Origin of the sequence: Saccharothrix sp. HUAS TT1 (assembly GCF_040744945.1) — a bacterium.
GTDB lineage: Bacteria > Actinomycetota > Actinomycetes > Mycobacteriales > Pseudonocardiaceae > Actinosynnema.
The window spans coordinates 7791090-7814583 of sequence record NZ_CP160453.1; the positions used below are offsets into that span (position 1 = coordinate 7791090).

Sequence of the window (23494 nt, forward strand, 5' to 3'; positions counted from 1 at the left end):
CGTGCGGGTCCGCGGCCGGCGCTTGGCCCCGAGCGCCGGGACCAAGCGCCGGCACGGTCAGCCCAGCACCTCCCGCAGCCGGGCGGCGAAGCGGGTCGGGTCGTCGGCGAACCCGAGGTGCCCGCCGGGGAACCTGGTCGGCTCGACGCCCAGCCCCGCGGCCAACGCCTCCGACGTGCGCTCGCACAGCTCGCCGCCCGAGTCCTCGCCGATGCCGACCACGATCCGGGTCGACGCCGACCGCAGCGCCTCGAAGTCCGGCACCCAGCGCACGGTCGGCCGCAGCATGTGCTCGTACTGGAAGCGCTCGTCGGCGAGGTCCTGCGGGTCGCGCTCCCCGCCGAACACGTGCTCGACCACCTCGTCGGGCATCCGGATGTTCGCGATGGCCATGAACTGCCGCCACGCGCCGACCGGGTCGCCGGACCGGTAGGTCGCGATCATCTCGTCGGTGCGCCGGAGCAGGTCCTCGCCGTCCGCCACCAGCCGGTCCAGCGGCGGCTCGTGCGGGATCGCCGTGCGCACCAGGTCCGGGCGCGCCTGCACGAGCGCCAGCACGGTGACCGCGCCGCCGCTGGAGCCCAGGACCGTCGCCGGGCCCGCGTCCAGGTGAGTGATGAGCCGGACCAGGTCGTCGGCGCGCAGCTCGACCGTCGCGTCCCGGTCCGGGTCGTCCACCCGGCTGCGGAAGATGCCGCGCGGGTCGGTGGTCAGCACGGTGTGGTCGACCGCGAGCAGGTCGGCCAGCGGCTCGAACGCCCTGGCGTCCATCGGCGCGGCCACCAGCGCGACGAGCGGACCCCGGCCGCGCACCTCGTAGTGCAGCAGCGCGTCCGGCACGCGCAGGGTGTCGGCGGTGCGGGTCATGGTGGAACCTCCTGGAACTCCGCTGGACTGCTCGATCGCCGGTGGTGACTCCCGCCGTGGGGCAGAATCGTCGCTCGTGGACGAACAACTTCCGGCGGCGGTGGAGGACCCCGACCTGGACCGGGCGCGCGGGGGCGACGCCGCCGCGTTCACCCGCCTCGTCGCACCGCTGCGCCGCGAGCTGCACGCCCACTGCTACCGCGTGCTCGGCTCCACCCACGACGCCGACGACGCCCTCCAGGACGCGCTGCTGCGCGCGTGGCGCGGGCTGGACCGCTTCGAGGGCCGCAGTTCACTGCGGTCCTGGCTGTACACAGTGGCCACCCACACGTGCCTGGACGCCGTGCGCAGCCGCGGCCGGCGGGCGCTGCCGGTCGACCTGGGACCGTCCAGCGACCGCGCCGTGCTCGACGACGCGCCGCTGACCGACGTGGCGTGGCTCGGGCCGTACCCGGACGCGGGCCTGGTCGACAGCGGGCCCGCCGGGCGGTACGCGCAGCGCGAGGCGGTGGAGCTGGCCTTCGTCGCCGCGCTGCAGCACCTGCCGGGCAACCAGCGGGCGGCGCTGCTGCTGTTCGAGGTGCTGGGCTTCCCGGTCGCCGAGATCGCCGGGATGATGGGCACCACGACCACGTCGGTGAACTCCGCGCTGGCGCGGGCGCGCCGGGTCGTCGCGGACAGGGTGCCGCCGAGCACGCAGCAGCGGGCGTTGCGCGCGCTGGACGACGCGCGCCTGAAGCAGGTCGTGACCGACTTCGCCACCGCGCTGGAACGCGGCGACGCCGACGCCCTGGTCGCGCTGCTCACCGAGGACGTCACCTGGTCCATGCCGCCGCTGCCGCACTGGTACCGCGGCATCGAGGCGGTCACCGACTTCGTCGCGCGGGTGCCCACCTCCGCCTGCCCGCCGTGGCGGCACCTGCCCACCGGCGCCAACGGCCAGCCCGCCGTCGCCTGCTACCTGTGGGACGAGGGCGCGGGCGCGCACCTGGCGTGGTCGATCAACGTGCTGACCCTGCGCGGGCACCTGATCCGCGAGGTCACGTCGTTCGTCGGCGCGGAGCACTTCCCGGCCTTCGACCTGCCCGCTTCGCTGCCGTGACCGGCCGTCCGTGTGGCACGATCGCCAAGGTGACCAGCACGCCCGCCGAACGCCTCACCGACCTGGCGCGGTTGCGCCGCGTCCGCGACCGGATCGACCGGGAGTACGCGCAGCCGCTGGACGTCGAGGCGTTGGCCCGCGGCGTGAGCATGTCGGCCGGGCACCTCAGCCGGCAGTTCCGGCGCGCTTACGGCGAGTCACCGTACTCGTACCTGATGACCCGGCGGATCGAGCGCGCCATGGCGCTGCTGCGGCGCGGCGACCTCAGCGTCACCGAGGTCTGCTTCGAGGTCGGCTGCTCGTCGCTCGGCACCTTCAGCACCCGCTTCACCGAACTGGTCGGCATGCCGCCCAGCGCCTACCGGCGGCAGGGGTCGACCGCCGCGGCGGGCATGCCCGCGTGCGTGGCCAAGCAGGTCACCAGACCGGTCAGGAATCAAGAAGCGCCCGGCGGCGGGGCGCACCTAGCGTGATCGCCATGGACATCACCATTCACCAGACCTTCCTCCCCCAGGACGACCCGGAGGCCGCCCTCGGCTTCTACCGCGACGCCCTCGGCTTCGAGGTGCGCAACGACGTCGGCTACGAGGGCCTGCGCTGGATCACCGTCGGCCCGGTCGGCCAGCCCGGCACGTCCGTCGTGCTGCACCCGCCCGCCGTCGACCCCGGCATCACCGAGGAGGAGCGCCGCACCGTCGTCGAGATGATGGCCAAGGGCACCTACGCCGCCATCAACCTCGCCACCAAGGACCTCGACGGCACGTTCGCGAAGCTAGCGGCGAGCGGCGCGGACGTCGTCCAGGAACCGACCGAGCAGCCCTACGGCGTGCGCGACTGCGCCTTCCGCGATCCCGCCGGCAACCTGGTCCGGGTCCAAGAACTGCGCTGAGTCCGGACGGACCACGCCGCACCGAGCACAACAGATGGAGACACGATGAGCAGGGCCACCGCGCCCCACGTCGCGGACAGCCACGACCTGATCCGGGTGCAGGGCGCGCGGGTGAACAACCTCAAGGACATCAGCGTCGAGATCCCGAAGCGCAGGCTGACGGTGTTCACCGGCGTCTCCGGCTCGGGCAAGAGCTCGCTGGTGTTCGGCACGGTCGCCGCCGAGTCGCAGCGGATGATCAACGAGACCTACAGCGCGTTCGTGCAGGGTTTCATGCCGACGCTGGCGCGGCCCGAGGTCGACGTCCTCGAAGGGCTCACCACGGCGATCATCGTGGACCAGGAGCGGCTGGGCGCGAACCCGCGCTCGACGGTCGGCACCGTCACCGACGCCAACGCGATGCTGCGCATCCTGTTCAGCAGGCTCGGCACGCCGCAGATCGGCCCGCCCAACGCGTACTCGTTCAACGTCCCGTCGGTGAAGGCCAGCGGCGCGATCACGGTCGAGCGCGGTGGCAAGACCAAGGCCGAGAAGGCGACGTTCAACCGCCTCGGCGGCATGTGCCCGCGGTGCGAGGGCATGGGGTCGGTCAACGACGTCGACCTGAAGGCGCTGTACGACGACAGCAAGTCGCTCAACGAGGGCGCGCTCACCATCCCCGGCTACAGCACGGACGGCTGGTCCGGGCGCATCTTCCGCAGCTCCGGCTTCTTCGACCCGGACAAGCCGATCCGCGAGTACACGAAGACGGAACTGCACGACCTGCTGCACAGGGAACCGACGAAGATCAAGGTCGAGGGCATCAACCTGACCTACTCGGGCTTGATCCCGTCGATCCAGAAGTCCTACCTGTCCAAGGACGTCGACTCGCTCCAGCCGCACATCCGCGCGTTCGTGGAGCGGGCGGTGACGTTCACGACCTGTCCCGACTGCGGTGGCACCCGGTTGGCCAAGGAAGCCCTCTCGTCCAAGATCGAGGGGCGCAACATCGCCGACGTCTGCTCGATGCAGATCAGCGACCTGGCCGACTGGGTGCGCGACCTGGACGCGCCGTCGGTGGCGCCGCTGCTGGCGAACCTGCGGCGGACGCTGGACTCCTTCGTGGACATCGGCCTCGGCTACCTCTCGCTCGACCGGCCGTCGGGCACGCTGTCCGGCGGCGAGGCGCAGCGCACCAAGCTGATCCGCCACCTCGGCTCGTCGCTCACCGACGTCACCTACGTCTTCGACGAGCCGACCATCGGCCTGCACCCGCACGACATCGAGCGGATGAACGACCTGCTGCGGCAGCTGCGGGACAAGGGCAACACCGTGCTGGTGGTCGAGCACAAGCCCGAGGTGATCGCCATCGCGGACCACGTGGTGGACCTCGGGCCCAAGGCGGGCACGGGCGGCGGCGAGGTGGTGTTCGAGGGCACGGTCGACGGGCTCCGGCGCGCCGACACCCTCACCGGGCGGCACCTGGACTACAGGTCGTCGGTGAAGTCGTCGGTGCGGGCGCCGTCGGGCGCGCTGGAGGTGCGCGGCGCCAACACCCACAACCTGCGCGACGTCGACGTGGACGTGCCGCTTGGCGTGCTGTGCGTCGTCACCGGCGTGGCGGGCTCCGGCAAGAGCTCACTGATCCACGGCTCGGTGGCCGGCCGCGACGGCGTCGTGGTCATCGACCAGGGCGCGATCCGCGGCTCGCGGCGCAGCAACCCGGCGACCTACACCGGGCTGCTGGAGCCGATCCGCAAGGCGTTCGCCAAGGCCAACGGCGTGAAGCCCGCGCTGTTCAGCTCCAACTCCGAGGGCGCCTGCCCGACGTGCAACGGCGCGGGCGTCATCTACACCGACCTCGGCGTGATGGCGACCGTCGAGACCACGTGCGAGGACTGCGGGGGCAAGCGGTTCCAGGCGGCGGTGCTGGAGTACGCGCTGGGCGGTCGGAACATCGCCGAGGTGCTGGCGATGTCCGTGGTCGAGGCCGAGGCGTTCTTCGCCGAGGGCGAGGCGCGCACGCCGGCCGCGCACAAGGTCCTGGACCGGCTCGTCGACGTCGGCCTCGGGTACCTGTCGCTGGGGCAGCCGCTGACCACGCTGTCCGGCGGTGAGCGGCAGCGGCTCAAGCTGGCCACCCAGATGGCCGACAAGGGCGAGGTCTACGTCCTGGACGAGCCGACCACGGGCCTGCACCTGGCCGACGTCGAGCAGCTGCTCGGCCTGCTGGACCGGCTGGTGGACTCGGGCCGGTCGGTCATCGTCATCGAGCACCACCAGGCGGTCATGGCGCACGCGGACTGGATCATCGACCTCGGTCCGGGCGCCGGGCACGACGGCGGCTCGGTCGTCTTCGAGGGCACGCCCGCCGACCTGGTCGCCAAGCGCTCCACGCTGACCGGCGAGCACCTGGCGGCCTACGTCGGCTGAACCCGCGACCGAGCGGCTCGTGGGCGTGCCGCTCGGTCCGGGGTGTCAGGAACGGCGGGCGAGCCGCACGGCGGTCCACGAGACGGGTGGCAGGACGGCGCGCAGCTCGCCGTCCACCACGTCGGCCTCCTGCGGCCTGGGCACGACGCGGTCCGGATCGGCCTCGGTGTTGGTCGCCGAGCCGTCCGGGTCGTGCACCACCCACGCCTCGGCCACCTCGACGTCGCCGAACGCGGCCAGGCCCACCCGCAGGTCGACCGGCTCCGACCGGTGCCGGTTGACCACGAACACCACCGTCGCGCCGGTCTCCGCGTCGTGCGTGGCGACCGCGTCGACCACCGGGACGGCGCCGAACTTCCCGGTCTCGTAGGTCGGCGAGGACGTCTCGACCCGCAGCACCTGCCCGCGCGCCAGCCGGGACGTCAGGGCGAACGGGTGGAAGGTCGTCTGCCGCCACGCCGCGCCGCCCGGCTCGCTGCGGATCGGCGCGATGACGTTCACCAGCTGCGCCTGGCAGGCCACCGCGACCCGGTCGCTGTGCCGCAGCAGCGAGATCAGCAGGTTGCCGACGACCACGGCGTCGGTGACGTCGTACTGGTCCTCGATGACCCGCGGCGCGACCTCCCACTCGGTGCGCGGCGACGCCTGGAACCGCTTCATGTACCAGACGTTCCACTCGTCGAACGAGAGCGTGATCTTCTTGCTGCTCTTGAGCCGCGCGCCGACCGCGTCCGCGGTGGCCACCACGCTGTCGATGAAGTGGTCCATGTCCACGGCCGACGCCAGGAAGCTGTCCACGTCGCCGTCGACGACCTCGTAGTAGGCGTGCAGCGAGATGTGGTCGACCTCGTCGTAGGTCAGCTCCAGGACGGTGGACTCCCACTCGCCGAACGTCGGCATGGCCGAGCTGGAGCTGCCGCACGCGACCAGCTCCAGGTCCGGCTCCGCCTGCCGCAGCGCGCGTGCCGTCTCGGCGGCCAACCGGCCGTACTCGTGCGCGGTCTTGTGGCCGAGCTGCCACGGCCCGTCCAGCTCGTTGCCCAGGCACCACAGCTTCACCCCGTGCGGCGCCTCGGTCCCGTTGGCGCGGCGCAGGTCGGACAGGTGCGTGCCGCCCTCGTGGTTCAGGTACTCGTGCACGTCGAGCGCTTCGGCGACACCGCGGGTGCCGAGGTTCACCGCGTACATCACCTCGACGTCGGCCTTGCGCGCCCAGCGGGCGAACTCGTCCACGCCGACCTCGTTGGTCTCGATGCTGTGCCAGGCCAGCTCGCGGCGCACCGGGCGCTGCGCCGCCGGGCCGACGCCGTCCTCCCAGCGGTAGCCGGACACGAAGTTGCCGCCGGGGTAGCGGACCAGCTCGACCCCGAGCTCGCGGGTCAGCTCCAGCACGTCGCCGCGGAAGCCGTCCTCGTCGGCGGTCGGGTGGCCGGGTTCGTAGATGCCGGTGTAGACGCAGCGGCCCATGTGCTCCACGAACGACCCGAAGAGGCGGCGGCGCACCGGCGCGATGACGTAGTCGGGACTGAGGACCAGGGAGGCGTTGAGCACTGTTCTCCTATTTCAGGGCGCCTGCCGCCGCGCCGCTGCGCCAGAACCGCTGCAGCAGCACGAAGGCGACGATCAGGGGGACGATGGCCAGCAGCGAGCCGGTCACGACGAGGTTGAACAGCATCCGGGTCCCTGCCTCCTGCTGCGCGGTGTTGAACCAGGTGGTCAACCCCACGGTCAGCGGGTACAGCTCGGCGTCGCTGAGCATCACCAGCGGCAGGAAGTAGTTGTTCCACGTCGCGACCAGCGTGAACAGGAAGACGGTGACGATCGCCGGCCGCATCAGCGGGACCGCGATCTGCCAGAAGATCCGCAGCTCGCCCGCGCGGTCGACGCGGGCGGCGTCGATCAGCTCCACCGGCACGCTCTCGGCCACGTACACGCGCACCAGGTACGCGCCGAACGGGCTGAGCAGCGAGGGGAGGATGACCGCCCACATCGTGTCGACCAGCTCCACCTCGGACAGGATCAGGTAGGTCGGCAGCACCAGCGCGGTGGCCGGCACCATGATCATGCCCAACAGCGCCGTCTCGAACAACCGCTTGCCGAAGAACTGGAACCGCGCGAGGCCGTACCCGGCGGCGGCGGCCAGCGCGGTCGCGCCCAGGGCGCTCAGGCCGGAGTACAGCGCCGTGTTGAGCAACCACCGGCCGTAGACGCCGTCGTCCTCCTGGAACAGCAGCCGGACGTTCTCCACCAGGTTGAACTCGGCGAACCACAGCGCCGGGCTGTCGAGCAGGTCGGGCTGGCTCTTGGTGGCCGCGATCACCACCCACAGCAGCGGCACCAGGAAGTACAGGACGCCCACACCCATCAGCAGGTGCGGCAGCCGGGTCTTCACCTCCATCTGCCCCTGCCCCTCCTGCGGTTGACGAACACGAACGCGTAAGCCGCCACGAACACCACGAAGCCGAGCGCGAAGGAGATCGCGGCGGAGTAGTGGAAGTCCGAGTAGGCGAACGCCTGGTTGTAGGCGTAGAGGTTCGGCGTGTACCCGGCCGAGACCTGCGGCGCGAACCGGGCCATGACCTGCGGCTCGGTGAAGAACTGCATGGTGCCGATGACGGTGAAGGTCGCGGCCAGCGAGATGGCCTGCTTGATCGCGGGCACCTTGACCCGCAGCGCGATCTGCACCGGCGTGGCGCCGTCGATCACCGCGGCCTCGTGCAGGTCGCGCGGCACGCCCTGCAGCGCCGAGTACAGGATGATCATGTTGTAGCCGGTCCACGCCCACGTGACGACGTTGCCCAGCGACACCAGCAGCAGCGAGGCGCCGAAGAAGTCGATCGGCTCGCCGCCCACCAGCGTCGGCAGGTCGGCGAACGGGCCGAACGTGCGGCTGTAGAGGAAGCCCCACATCAACGCGCCGACCACGGCCGGCACCGCGTACGGCATGAACGCGATCAGCCGGAACGCCAGGGCGAACTTCGTCGTGACGGCGTCCAGCGCGAGCGCGCCCGCCAGCGCGATGCCCAGCATCACCGGGATCTGCACGAGCCCGAAGAGGACGACCCGCAGCAGGCCGTCGAGCAGCAGCGGGTCGGTGAACGCCCGCGCGTAGTTGTCCAGCCCGCTGAACCGGGTGCCGAGGGCCAGGCTCTTGCTGGACAGGCTCAGCCAGAACGCGTAACCCAGCGGCACCACCAGGAACGCGACCACGACGAGGAAGAACGGCAGGACGAACAGCGCGCCCGCCACCGGGTGCGCGGTGACCCGGCGGCCACCGCGCCGCCCCGCTGGAGACCTCTCGATCCGCGTCGTCACGTGCCGACCTTGAAGCCCTGCTGCTCGGCGTACGCGACGACGTTCTCCTGCGTCTGCTCCAGCACCGTGCTCCACGGCCTGCTGCCCGACATCGCCTCGGCGCTGCGGTCGTTCAGCTCGCCGAAGACGAAGTCCTGGAACGGCGTGTACTGGAACTCGCCCAGCTTCTCCGACACCGGCACGAAGATCTCGTTCACCTTCTGGCCGTTGAAGAACTCGTACGCCTTGCCGGTGAACGCCGGATCGGCCGCGACCTCCTTCACCAGCGGGTACAGGAAGGCCTTGTTCAGGCCGATGTCCCACGCCTGCTCCGAACTGCCGAACAGCTCGCGGGCGACCTTGGTGGCGGCCGCCGGGTTCTTGGCCTGCTTGGTCACGGTGAACGTCGAGCCGCCCCAGTCGCCCTGCTCGTCGGCGCCCGCGGTCCACTGCGGCATCGGCGCGACCGCCCACTTGCCCGCCGTGTTCTTCAGCGAGCCGGCGACGTAACCGGGCGTCCAGCCGGCGGCGGCCCACGTCCAGTACTTGCCCGAGTCCAGCGCGGCGGTGGCGTCGGCGGTGAAGAACGGGTCCTTGGCCATCAGGCCCCTGTCGACCAGGTCGCCGTAGAGGTCGAAGACCTTCTTGCACTCCGGCGCGGTCAGGTTGATCTTCACCTCGGTCTTGGCCTCGGCGTGCGAGTAGCCGTACGGCCGGCAGCCCGCCTGCCACATCAGGCCGTTGATCCAGCCGCCGTCGCTGCCGAAGCTCGCGATGTGCGCGGCCGGGTCGACCGCCTTGATCCGCGCCGCCGCGTCGGCGTACTCCGCCCACGTGGTCGGCACCGGGATGCCGTGCTGGTCGAAGAGGTCTTTGCGGTACATCAGGGCCATGGGACCGCCGTCGACCGGGATCGCGTAGACCTTGTCGCCGTCGGACGCCTGGCTCCACGCCCATTCGGCGTAGAGGCCCTTGTCCTCGTTGGCGCCGTGCTCGCCCATGTCGACCAGGGCGTCGAGGATGACGAACGTCGGGATCTGCTGGAACTCCACCATCGCCACGTCCGGCGCGCCCTTGCCCGCGGTGAACGCGGTCTTGAGCTTGGCGTACTGGTCCGGGCCGGTGCCGACGTTGGTCCACTCGACCTGGACGTCGGTGTGGGAGGCGTTGAACGCCTCGACCACGCCCTTGAACTCGGGGTACCAGGCCCAGACGGACACCTTCACCGGTCCGCCGTCGTCGTCGGCCGCCCCGCCGCACGCGGCCACCGCCAGGAGACCGCCGGCGGCAAGCGCTTTCCCGAACTTCGTCAACCATGTCCTGCCGTGCATTGGGTGTGCCTTTCCGTCGCGGGACGTGTCCGGGCGTGCGGAATCGCCATCACGGTGCGTGAGCGAGACGTGCGGGGGCGTGCGGCGACCGGCGGGGCGCGATCCGGTGTCCCGCGGTCGGTCGGGCTGCTGCGCCAGGGTCGGCGGGTTCGGGGGTAGCTGTCGCCGTGGCACTGGGTCTTGCTGCGCTGCAAAGCACTATGAACGCCGTTTTGCCGCGCTGCAAGACCTCACTCGAACTTAATCCACCCGAAATTTGAGACCGTTGCGGATCATCGTCCGACCGGGTTGTCGCGGTTGGGGTCGCCGTGCACACTCCTTCGCAGCGCTGTAGCGGTGGGGCCGCCGCGCCGGTCCGACGGAGGAGAACGATGCGCGACGCCACGCTGCGTGACGTAGCCGAGCTGGCGGGCGTGTCCGCGCGGACGGTCTCGAACGTCGTCAACGGGTACGCGCGGGTGACCGAGCGGACCCGGGCGAAGGTCGAGCGGGCGATCGCGGAACTCGGCTACCGGCCCAACGTCCTGGCCCGCAACCTGGCCAACGGCCGGTCCGGGCAGATCGCCGTGGTCGTGCCGTACCTGGACACGCCGTACTTCGCGGAGCTGCTGCAGGCGATCATCCCCAGGGCGCGGGAGCGCGGTTACAACGTGCTGATCGACCAGACCGACGGCGACCCGGCGCACGAGCGCGAGCTGATCCGGCGCGGCGCGCGGGCGCTGCTGTTCGACGGCATGATCTTCAGCCCGCTCGGGCTGGCGCAGGCGGACCTGGACGACGGCGACCCGGCGCTGCCGCTGGTCGTGCTCGGCGAACGGGCGTCGAACGGCACGTTCGACCACGTCGGCATCGACGACGTGGCGGCGTCGCGCGAGGCGACCGCGCACCTGATCGGCCTGGGCAGGCGTCGCGTCGCGGCGATCGGCGACCAGCCGTACCCGACCGGTGAGGCGGCCCAGCTGCGCACGCTCGGCTACCGGCAGGCGCACGCCGAGGCGGGGGTGCCGGTGGACGAGTCGCTGATCATCCGCACGCCGCGGTTCAACCGGGCCGACGGCTCGGGCGCCATGCGGCTGCTGCTGGACCGGCCGGACCCGCCGGACGCCGTGTTCTGCTACAGCGACCTGGTCGCGCTCGGCGCGCTGCACGAGGTGCTGGAGCGCGGGCTGCGGGTGCCGGAGGACGTCGCGCTCATCGGCTACGACGACATCGAGGAAGGCCGCTACTCCAACCCGACGATCAGCACCATCTCGCCGGACAAGGTGACCATAGCCGCCACCGCCGTGGACCGGCTGCTGGCCCGCATCGCCCACCCCACGCCGCTGCCCGGCATCGAGGTCCGCGCCACCCACCGGCTGATCGCCCGCCAGAGCACTCTGGGCAACCACACCCGACCGTAGAACTCGGCGCTCCTGAACGCAGGACTCTCGCGAGAGTCCTGCGTTCAGGGGTTGGTGCGGGTCGGGCGGGGGAGGAGCAGGTGCACGGCGAAGGCCGCCACGGTGGTGAGCACGACCTGGTAGAGGATCGAGAGCCGCGGGTCGCTGCCGACGGTGAAGAGGGCGTCCAGGCCGGTCGTGGCGACGCCCGCCAGGCTGAGCATGCCGGTGACGTGCCAGCCGAAGAAGGCGGCCGTCCAGGCGACCAGCGGCCACCGGTTGCGGTCGGGGCGGCGGAGGATGAGGGACGTGGAGAACGCCGCGGCGGCGTTGAGGACCACGCCGACGATCAGCAGTTCGGTCGGTCCGCCCGACAGCAGGGTGGCGAGCACCTGCGCGACGAGCAGCGCGATCACCGACCAGCACCCGACCCGAGTTTTGTCCACGGCCCGGATGCTAGGTCAAGCGGGCGGCGGCGGTCGGGCGGGTGGCGCCCGACCGGATTTGTACAGTGGCCCGATGCGCGTGCTGTTCACCTTCGCCGGCGGGTTGGGGCACTTCCGGCCGCTGGTCCCCCTGGCCGAGGCGGTCGCCGCGGCCGGGCACACCGTGGCGGTCGCGGCGAACCCCGGTCGGCGGGCGGCGATCGAGGCGGCCGGGTTCACCGCGATCGGGGTCGGCGAGCGGCGCGACGGGCCCCCGGAACGCCGTCCGCTGCTGGCGCCCGACCCGGAACGGGAGGCGCACGACCTGCGCGAGGGCTTCGTCCGGCACGGCGCGGCCCGGGCGCTGCCGGACTACCTGGAGCTGTTCCAGCGGTGGCAGCCGGACGTGGTGGTCTGCGAGGAGGTCGACTTCGGCAGCGTGCTGGCCGCCGAGGAACTGGGCCTGCCGCACGCCAACGCGCAGGTGATCGCGTCCGGCTCGTTCGTGCGGCCGGAGGTGATCGGGGAGGCCGTCGCCGAGCTGCGCGCCGAGCGCGGCCTGCCGCCCGACCCCGACCTGGTGATGCTGCACCGGCACCTGCTGCTCTCGCCGTTCCCGCCGAGCTTCCGCGACCCCGCCTTCCCGCTGCCGGACACCGCGGTGCCCATCCGGCCGCCCGTGGGGCCGTCCGGCCGGTCCGACAGGCCGACCGTGTACTTCACCCTGGGCACGGTCTTCAACACGGAGTCCGGCGACCTGTTCTCCCGGGTCCTGGCCGGGCTGCGCGACCTGCCGGTCGACGTGGTCGCCACGGTCGGCGAGCACGTCGACCCGGCCGAGTTCGGCCCGCAGCGGCCCGGTGTGCGCATCGCCCGCTTCCTGCCGCAGGCCGACGTCCTCCCCCGCTGCGACCTGGTCGTCTCGCACGGCGGTTCGGGCAGCGTCATGGGCGCGCTGGGGCACGGCCTGCCCGCGGTGCTGCTGCCCATGGGCGCCGACCAGCCGCACAACGCCGAGCAGTGCGCGCGCCTGGGCGTGGGCAAGGCGCTGCACCCGGTCACCGCCACCCCGCGGGACGTGCGGGACGCGGTCGCCGAGGTGCTGGCGGAGCCCGGTTACCGGCAGGCCGCCGAACGGGTGCGGCAGGAGATGCTGGAACTGCCCGAACCCGCGGCCGTGGTGCCGCTGCTGGAGCGGCTGGTCACCGGGTCCCACCGGTCGGCACGATGAGGCCGGTCTCGTAGGCCACCACGACGGCCTGCGCCCGGCTGGACAGCCCCAGCTTGCCCATCAGCCGCTTGACGTGCGTCTTCACCGTCGCCTCGCTGAGCACGAGCCGCTGCGCGATCTGGCCGTTGGTCAGCCCGTTGCCGACCAGGCGCAGCACTTCGGTCTCCCGCGCGGTCAGGGCCTCCAGCTGCGGCGCGCCGACGGCGGTCGCCCGGTGGTGCTGGGCGTAGGTCTCGATCAGCCGGTGGGTGATGTGCGGCGCGACCAGGATGTCGCCCGCGGCGATGGTGCGGACCGCGGAGATGATCCGATCCGGCGGGGTGTCCTTGACCAGGAACCCGGACGCGCCCTCCCCCAACGCCGTGTAGACGTACTCGGGCAGGTCGAACGTGGTCAGCACGATCACCCGCGGCGGGTCCTCGCGGTGCTCGGCCAGGATGCGGCGGGTCGCGCCGATGCCGTCCAGCACGGGCATCCGGATGTCCATCAGGATCACGTCGGGCGAGGTCCGGGCCGCCGCGGCGACGGCCTGCTCGCCATCGGCGGCCTCACCGACGACGTCGAACCCGGGCGCGGCGGTGAACAGGGCGACCAGGCCCGCGCGGATCAGCGCCTGGTCGTCGGCGACGAGCACGCGGATGGTCACCGGGCCGCCACCTCGGCCATCGGCAGCCGCAGCACCACGCCGAACCCGCCGTCCGCCGTCCGGCCCGCGGTGAGCACGCCCCCGTACAGCTCGGCGCGCTCACGCATGCCGCGGATGCCGTGCGACGGGTGGTCGGCGCCCTCTTGGGGCGCCGCGCGGCCGTTGTCGGTCACCTTCAGCACCAGGGTCTGCTCCCCGTAGTCGACGTCGATCCGCGCCCTGGCCGGTCCGGCGTGCTTGAGCACGTTGGTCAGCGACTCCTGCGCCACCCGGTACGCGCACAGGTCCGGTCCCGGCTGGAGCTCCCGCGCCTCGCCGGTGATCACGACGTCCACCGGCAGGCCCGCGCCGCGGGCGCGTTCCACCAGGTCGTCCAGCGCCGCCAGGCCGGGCTGCGGTCGGAAGTCGTCGTCGTGGTCGACCCGCAGCACGTCGAGCAGCCTGCGCATCTCGGTCAACGCCTCGCGGCTGGTGTCGCCGACGGTGGTGATCGCCGCGCGGGCCGTCTTCAGGTCGGTGTCCAGCACGTACTGCGCCACCCCGGCCTGGAGGGAGATCACCGACATGTGGTGCGCGACGATGTCGTGCAGCTCCCGCGCGATGCGCACCCGTTCGTCGGCGACCGCCCGCGCCGCCTCCTCGGCCACCTGCTCGACGCGGTGCGCCCAGCGCCTGGTGCCCTCGCCCAGCATCCAGGCGCCCGACAGGATCAGCACCGACTGCACGACCTCCGACCACGCGACCGCGTCCCCGACCCGGACGAGGGCGCCGGCCACCACCGCCAGCGTCACCACGAACACGACCGCGGCCACGGGGCGGGACCGCAGGGTGGCCACGCTGAACATGCCGACCAGCGCGCCGACGCCGGCGCTGGGCAGGCCGCCGTACTCGAACGCGCTGTACACCGCCAGCGCGGCCAGCATCACGGCCATCGTGGCGACCGGCGCGAGCTGGCGCAGGGCGATCGGCGCGACCGTCAGCGCGGCCAGCACGTACGCCACCCGGGTCAGCTCGCCACCGGTGTACTCCACCGCGGTGGCCACGGCCAACCAGGTCAGCACCGCCGCGAGCAGCAGGTCCAACCGGATCGGTGTGAGTTTCGCCAGCACCAGCCCAAGGTAGTCGCGCACCGCCTCACCCGTCGCCACCCCGGAGGAGGATCTGCCGCTACCCCCTCGGAGGTAGCTGAAGATCCCGTCGTGGGGCGACGACGACGGCGCCCGCGGTGCCTAGCGTTCGGTGACATGAAACGACTCTGTGCGACAGTGGTGATCGCGGTGCTGGGCCTCACGGCGGCGACGGGCACGGCCGGCGCCGGGCCCCGCGTCGACACCAGGACCCTCCAGCGGCACGCGGACGGGTTGCTGCTGCAGGGCGCCCCGGGCGTCCTGGTCGAAGTGGACACACCGCGCGGCGACGTCGAGGTGCGCAGCGGTTTCGGCGACGTCGACCGGCGGACCCCGGTGCCGTGGGAGGCGAAGTTCCGCATCGGCAGCAACACCAAGACCTACGTCGCGGCGACCGTGCTGCAACTGGTCGCCGAGGGGCGGATGTCCCTTGAGGACACTGTCGAGCGCTGGCTGCCCGGTGTGGTGCGGGGCAACGGCAACGACGGGTCGAAGATCACCGTGCGGCAGTTGTTGCAGCACACCAGCGGCCTGGCCGACTACGTCGGCAAGATGCCGCAGCTGTTCCTGGAGGACCGGTTCCAGCAGTCCAGGTTCCGGACGGTGACGCCGGAGCGGGCCGTCGCGCTGGCGATGACCGAGGCGCCGGACTTCGCGCCCGGCGAGGACTGGAGCTACTCCAACACCGGTTACGCCCTGGTCGGCATGATCATCGAGCGGGTGACCGGCAACACCTGGCAGCACGAGGTGCGGACCCGGATCGTCGAGCCGCTCGGCCTGCGCGACACGCACCTGCCCGGCACGTCGCCGTTCGTGCCGAGGCCGCACGCCGTCGCCTACCAGCGGTTCGCGGAGAAGGGCATCGAGGCCGACCCGGACGACCCGCGCTGGGGCGACCCGGTCGACGTGACGACCTACAACCCGTCGTGGGGCGGCGCGGCCGGTGACATGATCGGCACCACCGACGACGGCAACCGGTTCCTCAGGGCGTTGATGAGCGGCGAGGTGCTGCGGCCCGCGCAGCTCGCGGAGATGACGAAGACCGTGCCCGCGCCCGCGTTCGACGGCCCGTGGCCCGGTGCCCGGTACGGGCTCGGCATCATGTGGACGCCGAACTCGTGCGGCGGGCAGTGGTCGCACGGCGGCAACATCCACGGCTTCATGACCCGTAACGGCGTCACGCCCGACGGCACGCGCAGCGTCACGGTGTCGGTCAACACGGACTCCATGGTCGCCCGGCCGGGTGCGCCCAAGGTGGACAAGGACGTCACGGTGGACCTGATCGACCACGCCCTCTGCGGTCTGCGGTGATCCGGCGAGGTGGTGGGGCGCGGTGCTCCACCACCTCACCGGCGCTACCGCCCGGCCGCGTCCCGGACCAGCAGCGCCGCCTCGACCCGGTTCCGGCAGCCGAGCTTGGCCAGGGCGCGGCTGACGTAGGTCTTGATGGTCGCCTCGCTCAGGTGGACGCGGCGGCCGATCTCGGCGTTCGACAGCCCTTCCGCGAGCAGGGCGACGATGTCGGACTCGCGGGGCGTGAGGGCGGCGAGCCTGCGGGCGGCGGGTTCCGCGCGGACGTCGATCGAGACCATCCCGAGGACGTGCCGCGCCACGGCGGGCGACAGGTAAGCCTCGCCGGCGTGCACGGCGCGGACCGCGCGGATCAGCTCGTCGGGGGCGCAGTTCTTCAGCGCGAAGCCGTCGACGCCCTGGCGCAGGGCCGCGCGGACGTTGGCCTCGTCGCCGAACGCGGTCAGCACCACGACCCGGGGGCCGGTCAGCGCGGCGGCGGCGGTCAGGCCGTCCACCACCGGCATCGCGAGGTCGAGCAGGGCGACGTCCACGTGGTGGCGGCGGGCGGCTTCGACGGCGGCGCGGCCATCGGCGGCGATGGCCACCACCTCGATGTCACCGGCCGATTCCAGGACGGTCCGGATGCCCGCGGTGATCAGCGGCTCGTCGTCGGCGATCAGGACCTTGATCACGTGACGGCGCCGAGCCGGTCGGGGGTGGATCGGTCGGGGGTGGATCGGTCGGGGGCGAGTCGGTCGGGGGCGAGGGGCAGCATCGCGGTCAGCCGGAAGGCGTCCGGCTCGGCGCGCACCAGCAGCAGGCCACCGGCGGACCGGACCCGGTCGGTCAGGCCCGCCAACCCCGTGCCGCCGCCGGGAACGCCCACCGAGCCGCCGGCCTCCGCGTCGACCACCGGGTTGGTCACGCCCACCAGCAGCGCATCCGGTTGCCAGGCCAGGGAAACCGCCACCGGCGCACCCGGCGCGTGGCGGGCGGCGTTGGTCAGGCCCTCCTGCACCACCCGGTAAGCGGCGTGCTCCGCGTCGCCCGCCATCGGCCGCGCGCCGCCCGACCGCTCCACCACCACCCGGACCCCCGCCCGGCGGAACTGCGCCACCACCTCGTCCACCCCGCCCAACCCCGGGCCGGCGCGCAGGGTCGCCACCACGGCGTGCAGCTCGTCCACCGCGCTGCGAGCGGCATGGGCCAGGTCGCGCGCCACCGGGCGCTGGTCGTCCGGCAGCGGCGCCACCTCCAGGGCCGCCGCCTGCACCGAGACCAGGCTCAGCCACCGGCCCAGCGAGTCGTGCATGTCCACCGCGATGCGCAGCCGCTCCCGCGTCCGCTCCCACTCGGCCTGCCTGGTGAAGTGCACGCCCGCGGCCAGCGGCAGGGCCACCAGCAGCCCCGCCCTGGCCAGCGCGGGCCACGGCTCGGTCGCCGGCCGCTGCGTCGACAGCGCCAGGAACGCCGGGTACGCGAACCCGGCCGCCACCACCAGGGTCAGGTCGCGGCGGGACGCGACGCGTCGACCGGCCTGGTAGCTCGTGACCGCCAGCAGGGCCGGCGAGCCACCGGTCACCAGCGCCATCGCGACCGCCACCGGGAACGCCGCGAGCGGCCGGCGCGCGGCCAGGACCAGCACCACGGCGGTCAGCACGGCCGCGCCGGCCAACGCCGGGCCCGCCGTGCCGCCCAGCCACGCCAACCCGGTGTCGGCCACCACCACTGCGAGCAGCAGAGCAGTCCTCGCCATGGCCGCCACCCTAGCCATCCACTCAGGTGGACGACGCCGACGACGATCGTGGACAGCGGCCGGCCGCCTGGTCCTCCTAGCGTCGACCGGGTGATCAAACTCCTGCTACCGCTGCTGCTGGTCGCGCCGCCACCGGCCGGCCCACCACCGCGCACCCCCGACTGGCGACCGTGCCCCGACGTGGTCGCCGTCGAGTGCGCGGACCTGCCCGTCGCCGCGTCCCCCGACCGGACCATCACGCTGAAGGTCGCCCGCCTGCCCGCCACCGGCGTCCGCCGAGGGACCGTGATGGTCAACTTCGGCGGTCCCCAGGGCGGTCAGATCGCCTTCCTGGCCTCCCGAACGCCGATCTTCGACCGGATTCGCGAGTCCATGGACGTCGTCACGTGGGACCCGCGCGGCTACCCCGGCCTCAGCGCACCGGCGCTGGCCTGCGACTGGAGCTTCCTGCGCACCCCGCGCTTCCCCGCCGACCAGGCCGGGTTCGACCGGCTGGCCGCCGCCAACCGCGAGCGCGGCGACCGGTGCCGCGACACCGACCCGGACCTGTTCGACCACATGGACTCCGGCGCCGACGCCCGGGACGTCGAGGCGATCCGGGTCGCCCTCGGCGAGCGGTGGGTGAACTTCATCGGCACCTCGTACGGCGGCGTGATCGCGCAGGCGTACGCCCGGCGGCACCCGCACCGGGTGCGCGCGGTCTACGTCGACGGCACCGGCAACCACAGCGCGCGCGACTGGGACCGCGAGCTCGACGCCATCGCCCGGGACAACGAGGCGTTCGCGCGGCGGTTCCTGGACCGGGCCGGCCCCGACGTCGAGCGGCGCTGGCAGGCGCTGGTGGCCAGGGCCGACCGCGAGCCGGTCCCGGCCGTCGCGGCGAACGCCGCCTACGACGGCACGCAGCTCCAGGCGTTGTTCTCCACCATGCTCCGGCCGGGGCCGAACCGGTGGGGCGCGGTGCTGGACGCCATCACGGCCGCCGACGCCGGTGACGCGTCCGGCTTCGTCCCGCCCGGCCGGGCGGACCCGCACCCCGGCCTGCCCGGCGGCGGCGTGAAGGAGTGCCTGGACTTCCCGCGCCCCGACGACCACCGGCAGGTCACCCGCGCCGTCGAACGGCTGCGGCGGATCGCCCCGAACACCGGCGCGTCGTTCCCGCTCGCCTGGCACCTGCCGCTCACCTGCGCGGGCTGGCCGACGCCCGCGGCCAACCCGCCGGCGCCGCTGCCCCGGTCGCTGCCGCCGTTCCTCGGCGCGGGCACCTGGCAGGACCACGCGGCGACCGAGCGGGTGACGGACCAGGTCGCCGGCAGCCGCACGATCTTCTACGACGGCCCGGGGCACAACCTGTTCGCCGGCATGGCGGTGCCGTGCGTGGTCGAGCACGTGAGCGCCTACATCACCGAGCGCCGCCTGCCGCCGGTCGGGACGACCTGCCGCCCGTAGCGCCGGCCGGGCCGCCGACACGCCATGATGTGGGGGTGGAGTCCACTCGTGTGGATCGCTGGCTGTGGGCGGTCCGGCTGACCAAGACCCGATCCGACGCCGCTGCTGCCTGCCGGGGTGGGCACGTGCGCGTCAACGACAAGCCGGCCAAGCCCGCCACGTCGGTGTCACCGGGTGACGAGGTGCGGGCGCGAGTGGGTGACACGACCCGGATCGTGGAGGTCGTGCGGGTGATCCAGAAACGCGTGGGCGCGGCCGACGCGGTCGGCTGCTTCCTCGACCGGACTCCCCCGCCACCGCCACCGACCGAGGCGCCCGCACCCGTCGCCCGCCGCGACCGCGGCGCCGGCCGCCCGACCAAGCGCGAACGCCGCGTGCTGGACAAGTTCCGCACCGGTGGCATGTGACGACCGGCGATCCGAGACCGCGAACCCAGCTGGACGCCGGGCGGCCGTTCGGCAGGTCGCCGATGAACGGCGACCTGCCGCGGACCGGTCGGATCACGTGCACATCTGCCGATCCGGCGACCAGGCCGACATGACGTAACCCTGGACCACGACCTGCGACCAGGCTCGCACCGTCGCGCTGCACGGACGCGTTTGGGTCGGGCCGAAACAGGCCCTCGTGTAACCGCCCGTGAGAACGCTCGTCAGACAATTCCGGTCGTAGCTGATGGGGCCGTTCACGTACAGCGCGACGTTCGGCGCTTCCAGGGAGAGCGTCGTCGGACTGTGGTTGGCGACGATCGCCACGGCCTGGGTGGAATTCCCGTTGACCACCACGCACGTCTGGAACGTGACGTCGTAGAACGAGTGCGGCACCACGTAGGAGCAGCGGAAAGAGCTGTTCTTCGACACCGGTTCCCAGTACGGATCCGCATTCGCGGCGCCGCCACCGAGGAGCAGGAGCGGCCCGATGAGCGCCGCTATTGCCGATATCACCTTCATGATGCGAAGCATGAAACCCCCTGAGCTGTTCCCTGACCGGACCCTAAAACGCCGGTGAGTGCCGAACAGCCGCCGAACGGATCATCCAACCACTGGAAGGTCGGGCGCCCGAAAGCGTTGTGGGAACACCGCCAACAGCGTCTGCGGCCCGTGCGCGCTGTCCGGGTGGCGGACTCCCACAGGAGCCGGATGGCGTCACGGCGAGTCAACCGATCAGGTGAATCGGCCGGTGTCCGCCTAACGGAGCAGTCGCCGGTCGCGATCACCGGGCAGGTCGGCATGCGGGAGGCGCGGTGGCCCGGGAGCGACGGCGGCAGGTCCGGAACGAGCGGGTCGGTTCGGCGCGCTGGCGGCTGCGGGAGGGCGATTCGGCGCTGGCCGCCGGGCGGTTGCCGGAGGCCGCCGACCTGTACGCGGTGGCCGTGTACGAGCTGGACGACCTGGACCGCGGTGACCGCGAGGTCGCCGTGCTGCTGGCGCACGCGTTGGCCGGTCACGGGCGGGTGGACCGGGAGCGCGGCAACCCGCAGCGCGCGCTGGAGACGTTGACGAGCGCCCTGGCCGTGATCGAGCAGGCGGAACCGGGCAGCGCCCTGCACGCCGACGTCCTCGCCTGCCTCGCGGGCGCCCTGCGCGACACGGGAGCGCTGGACGACGCCGCCGCGGCGTTCACCGACGTGCTGACCATGCGGCGGGCCGCCGGACGCACGGGTGAGGCGGTGGTCGGCACGCTGAACGAGCTGTGCCACACGCTGCGGTCGCAGGGCGACGCCGAAGCCGCCGCCCAAGCGGCCCGGGAGGCGGTGGACCTCGCCGAACGGCTCGCGCCCGGCGGTCCGGCCGCCGCGATCAGCCACCACAACCTGCGCCAGGCGCTGGACGACCTGGGGCGGACCGACGAGGCCGACGCCCACCTGGCGCGCAGCATCCTGCTCCTGCTGCGGCACGCGCCGGACGCGTCGGTGACCGCCGACGCCATCGACCGCTGGTGCGGCGCGCTGCTGTCGACCGAGGGGCCGCACGACGCCCTGCCCTGCATCGACCGGCACTTGGCCGTCATCGAACCGGTCGCGCCCGGCTCGCCGGTCGTCGGCGTGCTGCGGCGGTGGCGCGGCGTCGGCCTGGCCTCGATCGGCTCGGACGAGGCGGACGCCGAGGCGCTGCGCGAGTTCGAGGCCGCCGAACGGGTCCTGGCCGACCACCCCGACCAGGCGGACCGGGTCGCCCGGACCATGCTCGACCGGGCGGCGGTGCTGGTGGCGCACCGGGCGCTCGACGCCGCGGAGACCCTGCTGTCGGCCGCCGAGCGGCACTTCACGGCCACCGGCGACGAGCGGTCCGCGGCCGAGGCCGCGCGGTTGCTCGCCCGGACGGCGTTCGAGCGGCTGGCGGCGGACGGGTGCGGCGGGACGGTGGAGGCGTTGGCCGCCGCGCGGCGGGCGGCGGGCGGGTGCGCGGCGGCGGGTCGGCCCGACGAGGCGATCGACGTGCTGACCCGGGCACTGTCCGCAGTGGACGCACGGGTGCGGATGTCCGCCGAGGTGCTGCACGCGATGCGGCAGCTCGTCGGCATCGCGAGCGGGGCGGGCCGGTCGCCTGCGCGGGTCGTGCGGCCGATCGTGGACCGCTGGGCGGACGCCGGTGGCTGACGCGCCCCGCTGTCGGCGTCACCGGGCGCGCAGCACCGCCGCACTCCCGGTGACGCCGACGCCTCGGGTCGGCCAGGCCGCCGGGGCCTAAGCGGTGCCTGCCCGACCGCCCGGCCGGGGTTCGCCGAGCTTCACGGTGATCACGCCGCCGAGGATCAGGGCGCCGCCGACCAGCTGCACCCCGCCCGGCGCCTCGCCGAGCAGCAGCCACGCGAAGACCAGCGCCGACAGCACCTCGGTCAGCGCCACGAACGACGCCAGCCGCGAACCCAGCCGGCGGATCGCGGCGATGCCCGCGACGTACGCGACGGCCGCCGTCACCACGCCGAGCACCAGCACCGGCAGCCACCACGGCACGGCGAACCCGTCGAACGCGACCGGCGAGGTCGAGACCTCGAACGGGACGATCCCGACCGCGCCGGCCACCAGCAGGGCGACGCCTCCCAGCAGCAGCCCGCCGGCGGCCAGCGCGGTGCCCGGCAGCCCGTCCCCGTCCCGCGCCGAGAGCACGAAGTACGCCGCCGCGCCGACCATCGCGCCCAGCGCCCACAGGATGCCCGCGACGCTGATCGCGGCCCCGGACACCAGGTCCAGCACCAGCACCAGCCCGACCAGGCCGAGCAGGCCGCCGAGCACGGTGAGCCGGGTGGGCCGCTGGCCGTGCCGCAGCCACAGCCAGCCGACGACGGCGACCGGCGCGGTGTACTCGACCAGCAGCGCGACGCCGACCTCCATCCGGGCGACGGCGTTGAAGAACGCCACCTGGCACCCCGCGACCGCGACCAGCCCGTAGGTCGTGATCAGCGGCGCGTTGCGGCGCAGCACGTGCCACCGGCCGCGCAGCCGCACCACGGCGATCGGCGCCAGCGCGACCCCGGCCAGCAGCACGCGGACCGCGACGGCGGCGGCCGACGACCACCCCGCGTCCATCAGCCCGCGCCCGAGCGGGCCGGACAGGCCGAAGCACGACGCCGACAGCAGCGCGAAGCCCAACCCGGCCCGCAACCGCCCACCCACTGCCCTGTCATGCGTCATCGTCGCCATGACCCATGACGCTATGGACCGGTTCGGTAATCTGTCAACATGCTTTTCGCCCATGACACGACCGCGTCGATGATCGCCGCGGTCGACCTGGTGAACTCGGCCGAGGAGCCGGACACGATGACCGCCCCGGCGCAGCTCGACGCGTTCTTCGCCGAGCACGCCTACACCGGCTCGCGCGCCCACGACGACGCCGAGCTGGTCGCCGTCCGCGCGTTGCGCGCGCCGTTGCGCAGGCTCCTGACCAGTGACCGGGACAGCGCCGTCGACCTCGTGAACGAGATCCTGGCCCGCCACCGGGCGGTGCCGCGGCTGGTGCGGCACGACGGCTTCGACTACCACCTGCACGCGACCGACCCGGACGCGCCGCTCGCCGACCGGATCGCGGTCGAGACGGCCATGGCGATGGTCGACCTGATCCGCGCGGACGAGCTGAGCCGGCTCTCGGTGTGCGCGGACGACACGTGCGACGGGCTCGTGCTCGACCTGTCCCGCAACCGCTCGCGCCGCTACTGCAGCACCGCCTGCGGCAACCGGGTAGCCGTCGCGGCCTACCGCGCCCGCAAGGGCTGACCCCTCCCCGATCCGACGACGAGAGGACCCGCCGAACCCGACCGTGAGCCACGTCACCCGATTGGTGGCCGCTCGACTTGACT

At 72.9% G+C, this 23494-nt stretch carries 23 protein-coding genes; 11 read left to right on the forward strand and 12 right to left on the reverse strand.

Translation table 11 applies throughout. The features are described from left to right. Positions 1-57 precede the first annotated feature (57 nt). A complete protein-coding gene (locus AB0F89_RS34125; RefSeq protein WP_367130079.1) occupies positions 58-867 on the reverse strand; it encodes an alpha/beta fold hydrolase in 810 nt (269 codons plus the stop codon). A gap of 76 nt (positions 868-943) precedes the next feature. Between AB0F89_RS34125 and AB0F89_RS34130 the strand changes: the two genes are divergently transcribed. Genes AB0F89_RS34130 through AB0F89_RS34145 form a run of 4 tightly spaced genes read left to right on the forward strand, consistent with a single transcriptional unit; the run spans position 944 to position 5270 of the window. After that, a complete protein-coding gene (locus tag AB0F89_RS34130; protein WP_367130081.1) occupies positions 944-1969 on the forward strand; it encodes a sigma-70 family RNA polymerase sigma factor in 1026 nt (341 codons plus the stop codon). 29 nt (positions 1970-1998) lie between these two features. After that, entirely contained in the window at positions 1999-2442 is a 444-nt protein-coding gene (locus AB0F89_RS34135; RefSeq protein WP_367130083.1) for a helix-turn-helix transcriptional regulator, read from the forward strand. Between the two features lie 5 nt (positions 2443-2447). Further along, positions 2448-2858, forward strand: coding sequence for a VOC family protein (locus tag AB0F89_RS34140; protein WP_367130085.1), 411 nt, complete (start codon positions 2448-2450; stop codon positions 2856-2858). Between the two features lie 45 nt (positions 2859-2903). Next, positions 2904-5270: an ATP-binding cassette domain-containing protein gene (locus AB0F89_RS34145; protein WP_367130087.1), complete on the forward strand. Its 2367-nt coding sequence runs from the start codon at positions 2904-2906 to the stop codon at positions 5268-5270. Positions 5271-5315: 45 nt separating this feature from the next. Here AB0F89_RS34145 and AB0F89_RS34150 read toward each other — a convergent pair whose 3' ends face one another. The 4 genes from AB0F89_RS34150 to AB0F89_RS34165 all read right to left on the reverse strand — a co-directional run bounded on the left by AB0F89_RS34150 (position 5316) and on the right by AB0F89_RS34165 (position 9877). Then, positions 5316-6737 (reverse strand): alpha-N-arabinofuranosidase, encoded by a 1422-nt coding sequence (locus AB0F89_RS34150; protein WP_367139125.1) that lies wholly within the window; start codon positions 6735-6737, stop codon positions 5316-5318. Between the two features lie 91 nt (positions 6738-6828). Then, positions 6829-7668, reverse strand: a complete 840-nt coding sequence (locus tag AB0F89_RS34155; protein WP_367130089.1) for a carbohydrate ABC transporter permease — start codon at positions 7666-7668, stop codon at positions 6829-6831. Then, positions 7659-8585 carry a carbohydrate ABC transporter permease gene (locus tag AB0F89_RS34160; protein WP_367130091.1) on the reverse strand — a complete coding sequence of 309 codons (927 nt, stop codon included), beginning with the start codon at positions 8583-8585 and terminating at the stop codon, positions 7659-7661. Before AB0F89_RS34160 ends, AB0F89_RS34155 begins: the two co-directional genes overlap by 10 nt. Next, positions 8582-9877, reverse strand: coding sequence for an ABC transporter substrate-binding protein (locus AB0F89_RS34165; protein ID WP_367130093.1), 1296 nt, complete (start codon positions 9875-9877; stop codon positions 8582-8584). Before AB0F89_RS34165 ends, AB0F89_RS34160 begins: the two co-directional genes overlap by 4 nt. A 389-nt stretch (positions 9878-10266) precedes the next feature. Here AB0F89_RS34165 and AB0F89_RS34170 point away from each other — a divergent pair, with 389 nt between their 5' ends. After that, the gene (locus tag AB0F89_RS34170; protein WP_367130095.1) at positions 10267-11295 is read left to right on the forward strand and encodes a LacI family DNA-binding transcriptional regulator; all 1029 of its coding nucleotides are present in this window, start codon (positions 10267-10269) and stop codon (positions 11293-11295) included. 44 nt (positions 11296-11339) lie between these two features. Here AB0F89_RS34170 and AB0F89_RS34175 read toward each other — a convergent pair whose 3' ends face one another. Next, positions 11340-11720 (reverse strand): hypothetical protein, encoded by a 381-nt coding sequence (locus tag AB0F89_RS34175; RefSeq protein WP_367130096.1) that lies wholly within the window; start codon positions 11718-11720, stop codon positions 11340-11342. Positions 11721-11793: 73 nt separating this feature from the next. On the opposite strand from AB0F89_RS34175, the gene AB0F89_RS34180 reads away from it, so the two are divergent. Continuing rightward, complete coding sequence (locus tag AB0F89_RS34180; RefSeq protein WP_367130098.1) at positions 11794-12930, forward strand: glycosyltransferase; 1137 nt, start codon at positions 11794-11796, stop codon at positions 12928-12930. Here the strand turns inward: AB0F89_RS34180 and AB0F89_RS34185 are convergent. Together AB0F89_RS34185 and AB0F89_RS34190 are read right to left on the reverse strand one after the other, a co-directional pair. Next, positions 12902-13576 (reverse strand): response regulator, encoded by a 675-nt coding sequence (locus AB0F89_RS34185; protein ID WP_367130100.1) that lies wholly within the window; start codon positions 13574-13576, stop codon positions 12902-12904. The two genes, AB0F89_RS34180 and AB0F89_RS34185, sit on opposite strands and share 29 nt — an antisense overlap. Beyond that, positions 13573-14685, reverse strand: coding sequence for a sensor histidine kinase (locus tag AB0F89_RS34190; protein WP_367130102.1), 1113 nt, complete (start codon positions 14683-14685; stop codon positions 13573-13575). The genes AB0F89_RS34185 and AB0F89_RS34190 overlap by 4 nt, the downstream gene beginning before the upstream one ends. 135 nt (positions 14686-14820) lie before the next feature. Here AB0F89_RS34190 and AB0F89_RS34195 point away from each other — a divergent pair, with 135 nt between their 5' ends. Further along, on the forward strand, positions 14821-16014 hold the full coding sequence (locus AB0F89_RS34195; RefSeq protein ID WP_367130104.1) for a serine hydrolase domain-containing protein: 1194 nt from the start codon (positions 14821-14823) through the stop codon (positions 16012-16014). Positions 16015-16058: 44 nt separating this feature from the next. Here AB0F89_RS34195 and AB0F89_RS34200 read toward each other — a convergent pair whose 3' ends face one another. Both AB0F89_RS34200 and AB0F89_RS34205 read right to left on the reverse strand, forming a co-directional pair. After that, positions 16059-16688 carry a response regulator gene (locus AB0F89_RS34200; protein WP_367130106.1) on the reverse strand — a complete coding sequence of 210 codons (630 nt, stop codon included), beginning with the start codon at positions 16686-16688 and terminating at the stop codon, positions 16059-16061. Continuing rightward, the gene (locus tag AB0F89_RS34205; protein WP_367130108.1) at positions 16685-17752 is read right to left on the reverse strand and encodes a sensor histidine kinase; all 1068 of its coding nucleotides are present in this window, start codon (positions 17750-17752) and stop codon (positions 16685-16687) included. The genes AB0F89_RS34200 and AB0F89_RS34205 overlap by 4 nt, the downstream gene beginning before the upstream one ends. A gap of 90 nt (positions 17753-17842) precedes the next feature. Between AB0F89_RS34205 and AB0F89_RS34210 the strand changes: the two genes are divergently transcribed. Both AB0F89_RS34210 and AB0F89_RS34215 read left to right on the forward strand, forming a co-directional pair. Beyond that, positions 17843-19201 (forward strand): alpha/beta fold hydrolase, encoded by a 1359-nt coding sequence (locus tag AB0F89_RS34210; RefSeq protein ID WP_367130110.1) that lies wholly within the window; start codon positions 17843-17845, stop codon positions 19199-19201. Between the two features lie 35 nt (positions 19202-19236). Further along, the gene (locus tag AB0F89_RS34215; RefSeq protein WP_367130112.1) at positions 19237-19608 is read left to right on the forward strand and encodes an RNA-binding S4 domain-containing protein; all 372 of its coding nucleotides are present in this window, start codon (positions 19237-19239) and stop codon (positions 19606-19608) included. 93 nt (positions 19609-19701) lie between these two features. Here AB0F89_RS34215 and AB0F89_RS34220 read toward each other — a convergent pair whose 3' ends face one another. Next, on the reverse strand, positions 19702-20148 hold the full coding sequence (locus tag AB0F89_RS34220) for a hypothetical protein (RefSeq protein WP_367130114.1): 447 nt from the start codon (positions 20146-20148) through the stop codon (positions 19702-19704). A gap of 293 nt (positions 20149-20441) precedes the next feature. Here AB0F89_RS34220 and AB0F89_RS34225 point away from each other — a divergent pair, with 293 nt between their 5' ends. After that, positions 20442-21797 carry a hypothetical protein gene (locus AB0F89_RS34225; protein WP_367130116.1) on the forward strand — a complete coding sequence of 452 codons (1356 nt, stop codon included), beginning with the start codon at positions 20442-20444 and terminating at the stop codon, positions 21795-21797. An 87-nt stretch (positions 21798-21884) separates the two neighbouring features. Here AB0F89_RS34225 and AB0F89_RS34230 read toward each other — a convergent pair whose 3' ends face one another. Continuing rightward, positions 21885-22841, reverse strand: a complete 957-nt coding sequence (locus tag AB0F89_RS34230) for a DMT family transporter (protein WP_367130118.1) — start codon at positions 22839-22841, stop codon at positions 21885-21887. Positions 22842-22880: 39 nt separating this feature from the next. Between AB0F89_RS34230 and AB0F89_RS34235 the strand changes: the two genes are divergently transcribed. Further along, positions 22881-23411, forward strand: a complete 531-nt coding sequence (locus tag AB0F89_RS34235) for a CGNR zinc finger domain-containing protein (protein ID WP_367130120.1) — start codon at positions 22881-22883, stop codon at positions 23409-23411. Positions 23412-23494: the final 83 nt, after the last annotated feature.

Coding starts and splice junctions, on each gene's coding strand:
- AB0F89_RS34125 (WP_367130079.1), bottom strand. CDS start 867: ATGACCCGCACCGCCGACACCCTGCGCGTGCCGGACGCGCTGCTGCAC.
- AB0F89_RS34140 (WP_367130085.1), top strand. CDS start 2,448: ATGGACATCACCATTCACCAGACCTTCCTCCCCCAGGACGACCCGGAG.
- AB0F89_RS34145 (WP_367130087.1), top strand. CDS start 2,904: ATGAGCAGGGCCACCGCGCCCCACGTCGCGGACAGCCACGACCTGATC.
- AB0F89_RS34150 (WP_367139125.1), bottom strand. CDS start 6,737: ATGGGCCGCTGCGTCTACACCGGCATCTACGAACCCGGCCACCCGACC.
- AB0F89_RS34155 (WP_367130089.1), bottom strand. CDS start 7,668: ATGGAGGTGAAGACCCGGCTGCCGCACCTGCTGATGGGTGTGGGCGTC.
- AB0F89_RS34170 (WP_367130095.1), top strand. CDS start 10,267: ATGCGCGACGCCACGCTGCGTGACGTAGCCGAGCTGGCGGGCGTGTCC.
- AB0F89_RS34180 (WP_367130098.1), top strand. CDS start 11,794: ATGCGCGTGCTGTTCACCTTCGCCGGCGGGTTGGGGCACTTCCGGCCG.
- AB0F89_RS34195 (WP_367130104.1), top strand. CDS start 14,821: ATGAAACGACTCTGTGCGACAGTGGTGATCGCGGTGCTGGGCCTCACG.
- AB0F89_RS34205 (WP_367130108.1), bottom strand. CDS start 17,752: ATGGCGAGGACTGCTCTGCTGCTCGCAGTGGTGGTGGCCGACACCGGG.
- AB0F89_RS34220 (WP_367130114.1), bottom strand. CDS start 20,148: ATGAAGGTGATATCGGCAATAGCGGCGCTCATCGGGCCGCTCCTGCTC.
- AB0F89_RS34230 (WP_367130118.1), bottom strand. CDS start 22,841: ATGGCGACGATGACGCATGACAGGGCAGTGGGTGGGCGGTTGCGGGCC.
- AB0F89_RS34235 (WP_367130120.1), top strand. CDS start 22,881: ATGCTTTTCGCCCATGACACGACCGCGTCGATGATCGCCGCGGTCGAC.